Here is a 4855-nt window from a genome sequence, read left to right as displayed (position 1 = left end):
GTCACGAGCGGAATCGTGCATCTGTTCGAGTTCTTGTTTCTTCTGTGGAGATAGCGTTACTTTCATAGTGGCGTAGCATGATCCTATTTTTACGGAAAATCAAGCACCTTCAATGATCACGGGTATATTCTGTTTCACAACAAGGCGATGGAGATACATTTCGCGAAGACATATGGTTTTACAACAGAAATAATCAGCAGTCTACTCCGATAGGAGAGAAGTTTAAAAACTATGCACCTAAGGTTGTAGGTTACGTTAATATAAATGGTAAGAAGTTTATATTTAACGAGTTAAGTGAAAATGACCAGTGTGAGCTCATATTACTTGAAGAAAATAACACTAAAAATTTACTAAGAGACGTAAGTTGTAACTCAGGTAGTTTAGAAGTTAATGGGAACAATTTATACATTGCAAAAACACGCTTTTATTATGACAGACTAAGAAGCTTCGACACTTATGAATTGTATGATAGAAAAGGATACAATATTGATGGGCTTTTGATTCATTACAACTTTTCTACAAACGAGTCTCAAGAAGTCATCTACACTAATATTGGAAGATCATCCCTACCTTATGTTTCGGAAGTAATTACTTCAGGCTCTTATGTATATACATTCCAGTGTCAAGTGAAATCAGGCTGTAAGAATGGGAATTATGGTGCTTTTAACAGATATAGCAATGACTTTACTTCGGAGCTGACTCTTTCACGTCAAAACGGCGACAATTTACTTCACATTGCTTCAAACCCCACAGCTGACTCAGTTTATATATATGATGAAAACAAATTATATGGTAATAATCGGCTAATAGTGTCAAAAAACGAGTCTTCTTTCGATATTATTGAAGATACAAAACCCGCCAGAACATCAAATATAATCAGTGCTGGAGTAATGGACAATAAATTTAGGCTGCTAAATATATCTACAGATACACAGTTAGGTGAAACAATATTAGAATTAGCGACTTTTGACGATGAAAGTCAATCTTTAATAAGTACGAAGGTTGCTACAAATAACATCATTGATGCTAACTCTAAAATTTCTAATAATGAAGCATTTATCATCGATATCCATTCTGACGGCACAAGAGGCCTAAATCTTCTTTCTTTAGATGGCACTATACAGCATCTATTTAAACTTCCCGCCTCATCAAACTACGCAATAAATATTTTAGATACCGATTCAAATTCAATTTTGTTTTCACAAAATGGATATTATTGGGAATTTGATAGAAACTCAGAAACCTTGTCACAAATTGAGTTAAAAGGAGAAGAAACCTCAAGTGACAGAAACTCGAGTTTAGAAAATATAGTACCATTTGATTTTGCAGGTGAAAAATTCTTTCTCATAGCGACGGATAACCCTAATTACAATTTGTGGTACTATGATTCTGTAGCAAATACTGTAAACAAACTTAGCGATGCCGTGTTTACTGATGCTTTACCAGAACAAAGTCAAAATAACCTTCTTATCCTAAAAAACAGGAATCAATTTACAACGTTTGACGTTAATACAAAAGCATTCATACAACATGAAGTATTGACTGGATTAAAACAAATTTCTCCAGTTCATTTCAGCGAAAATTTCACTTTTATCTCTGAAAGCTCAGATGGCTTAATTAAAAAATGGAAGTACGATTGGGATACTAAAGAATTAGACGAGCTAGAAACTTACAATAATAATAAAATCAGATACGCTTCAATAGATTACGTTTGGTTTATGCAAAGTGAAACGATATATGCGTACAGCAAAAACGATTTGACTCTTTATGAATTAATTGATGGCAATATCAATACTGTTTTCTCTGCTGAAAACCAAGGTATAACTGACAACTTTAGATGTGAAAATTGCATTTATAAACATAAAGATAGAGTCTACATTTTCGGTGCACAGTGGTATTACAATTTTTCATCAACAGATAATGGGGAGATTAACTTTTATGGCTCTGGTGAGAAAAAAGAGCCAATTACGAATGCTTTTAGTCATAACGAAGACTTATACTTCATCCCACATTCGTTCAACAGTATTTACAAGTTAGAAAATGATACTGATGAAGTAAGTAACCTTCCTTTGCAAAATATTAATGGCGACAAAATAATTTCAATTCCTTTCAGTTCAACACTTAAAGTAATATCTTTTCATAATCGAAATATAAAAACCTATGATATTTCTGAGGACTTCTCAAAAATTTCTGAAGTTTATTCAAACAATAACTTTCTAGAAGTTAGCTTAAGTTCTATAGACTCAGTTGTAAATAATATTTCTAAGCTAGTTCTGAATGCAGAAGATGCTAAGGTTAATAACACCTATATAGGAAGAGAATTAGCTATTCTGAACCTATACACGTATAAACTTGCTGATTTTGTTAATGAAATGCCAGAGGAATTTGAACTTTCTACTGATGAAGAGTTTGAGTTTATTCCAACAATAGAGCAACCAACCTCTCTTCCACTAAGCTTTACTATAATGAATAACCCTGAATGGTTAAAAGTAAATAAAGAGTCTGGGGTACTCTTTGGAACTCCAAGCGATAAAGATATAGGATTGTTTAGTAATATAAAGTTGGTTGTTGATAATGGTTTTGACACATACACATGGAATTTTAGTATTGATATAAAGGCAAGTAACAACACTATTATTGAAGAACCCAAAAATAGTTCTGGTGGCTCAATAGGGATTCTGTTGTTCCTTATTTTGGCTGCACTTTATACATGCAAAAAAATTAACCTTAAGGTTTTTAGAAAGTAAATTAAAGTCATGTTCGGCTATTTAAAGCCGAACATGAAAAATAATTACTATTTGGTCATAATTTTAACGTTGATTTTATAAAGGGAATTGTTAATTTTCTTTGTGCGGCCATCGAGGCATGGTCAAGTTTGTCTAAAACATCGAGTAAAGCGCGCATATCACGGCTTAATCGCGTTAATAAAAAGCGCGCGCATTCATCGGTCAGTTCAAGACCACGCATGTGTGCGCGGCGTACAAGTGCCTCTGCTTTATCATCATCACTCATTGAGCGAATTTGTAATGTGGTACCCCATTTTAGTCGAGATACTAAGTCTGGTAAGTTTATATGCAACATATCAGGCAATAGATCGGCTGTTACAACAAGATATTTACCAGGCTCGTTAAAGCGATTAAAAAAGTTAAATAGCCCCTTCTCCCATGCATCATTACCTGCCACTAAGTGCACGTCATCGATACATAAAACGTCAAGGTTTTCGAGGCCTTCGAGTACCACAGGGCCAAAATCAATCACCTCGCGCATCGACAGTAACATCGTCGATAAACCATGCTCTTGAGCATGAATACAAGTCGCGTATAAGAGATGGGATTTACCAGAATCACCTAAGCCGCATAAGTAGGTATATTGAAACTTATTATTGAGCTTTGTGAACGCATCTTTAAGATGACTGACTTCAAGCGAGTTCTCACCACCAAAGTAAGATGTAAATGTTTCATCATCGGGTAATGTAACCGGTAATGCCATTTGCATAGGTTCTTGCACGTGTTTTAAAGCCCTTGCCACTGATATTCTAACTCATCACCTGTTACCACCTGATAAAAATCACGAGGATCTTGATAAGCTTTAAACGCACTGTCTAACTCGAGAGCTTTTCTGAAATCATTCATACTGCCAGTATGATTTACAGTAAACTGTACAGTATCAGGTTTTCGGATAGTGATTTCAGCTCGAGTTACAACACTTAAACTTTCTAAACGACGTTTTGCAACTTCAATATCTACAAAGTTATCAATACCTTTTAGGTAAAATGTTGCAGTTGCAAGCTGGCCAATCATGGTAGGGTCAATAGCATACTCTTGTGCTAAACCGCCCGCTAAATTATCGACCATATCTGCAACAATTTGTTGCTTATCACCAACTAATCGATTTGTTTCAAATAATTCTGCATTTGTAAAACGCCAATCAAGCACCCAAGTTTCAGAATCTTGCTGCTGATACATTCGAGCTGTGATACTACGCTCTGCACTGTAACGACTTGATGCTTGCTCTACTGGTTCAGAAAAATTTCCCCATACTTCGGGTATGCCAACAATAGAACGATCTTGCAAATCAAGTAATGGCACAACCACAGGCAAGCCACGTCTGTCTGCCTTATCATAGATTAATTGCTCAAGTTGTGGGTAACTTTCTTGCGTAACGAGCTCACGTCGCCAATTATCTTCTATAGCTAACCAGATAGCTACTAGCGGACGTCGTGTTCCCCATAAAGGCAGATTTAAATCCTTTATTAATGCATTAATTTTATTAGCTTCAAACTTAACAACCAAGTTTAAAGTACCATCTGGCTTTTCATCATATTCAAACTTAAGCATATAGTCTGAAATATCGCGGGTACGCTCTTTGGCAACAGGGTTTTGATCTGCTGATGTATCACCCGTCACTTTAACCAATACATTAAGAAGTGCTTCACGACTAGCAGCTAATCGAGCATCTCGCGATTTATCAGCAACTTTCAGAGTATCTTGGTATAGATTAGTCACCTCAACTGCAAAAGTTGAAACACTAGAAAAAAATAATAATAAACAAATAAGTAATCTAGACACAGGCCATTAATTCTTGCTTTTAAACTGGTTTGATCCTAAATCAAAGCCATAAACAAAGCAAAGTTAATTTAATGAACGGGAGATGAGTGAGTGATGAGTTAGTTAGCGAGTAGCGAGAGTAACGTTTAAAGCCTGACGTAGGTTGAACAGGGCATCTGAAGTGGATAGCTTAAACGCAAAAAAGCCCGACTCTTTCGAATCGGGCTTTCTCTAATTTGGAGCCTGGCGATGTCCTACTTTCACATGGCAAATGCCACACTATCATCGGCGCTGTTTCGTTTCACTAC

3 protein-coding genes are annotated in these 4855 nt (G+C 35.8%); 1 reads left to right on the top strand and 2 read right to left on the bottom strand.

The window, feature by feature from the left end; genetic code table 11:
- Positions 1–461: 461 nt before the first annotated feature.
- The gene (locus L1267_RS23495) at positions 462–2747 is read left to right on the top strand and encodes a hypothetical protein (protein WP_235384417.1); all 2286 of its coding nucleotides are present in this window, start codon (positions 462–464) and stop codon (positions 2745–2747) included.
- 55 nt (positions 2748–2802) lie between these two features.
- Here the strand turns inward: L1267_RS23495 and hda are convergent, their stop codons facing one another.
- Positions 2803–3495, bottom strand: a complete 693-nt coding sequence (gene hda / locus L1267_RS23490; RefSeq protein ID WP_213018564.1) for a DnaA regulatory inactivator Hda — start codon at positions 3493–3495, stop codon at positions 2803–2805.
- A gap of 17 nt (positions 3496–3512) precedes the next feature.
- On the bottom strand, positions 3513–4568 hold the full coding sequence (locus L1267_RS23485; protein WP_235384415.1) for a DUF2066 domain-containing protein: 1056 nt from the start codon (positions 4566–4568) through the stop codon (positions 3513–3515).
- Between the last annotated feature and the right edge of the window lie 287 nt (positions 4569–4855).

It is taken from the genome of Pseudoalteromonas sp. OFAV1 (assembly GCF_021532595.1).
Classification (GTDB): domain Bacteria; phylum Pseudomonadota; class Gammaproteobacteria; order Enterobacterales; family Alteromonadaceae; genus Pseudoalteromonas; species Pseudoalteromonas lipolytica_C.
The sequence above is the reverse complement of the archived record's forward strand: the minus strand, read 5'-3'. Positions and strand labels throughout refer to the sequence as shown.

Coding starts and splice junctions, on each gene's coding strand:
- hda (WP_213018564.1), bottom strand. CDS start 3,495: ATGCAAATGGCATTACCGGTTACATTACCCGATGATGAAACATTTACA.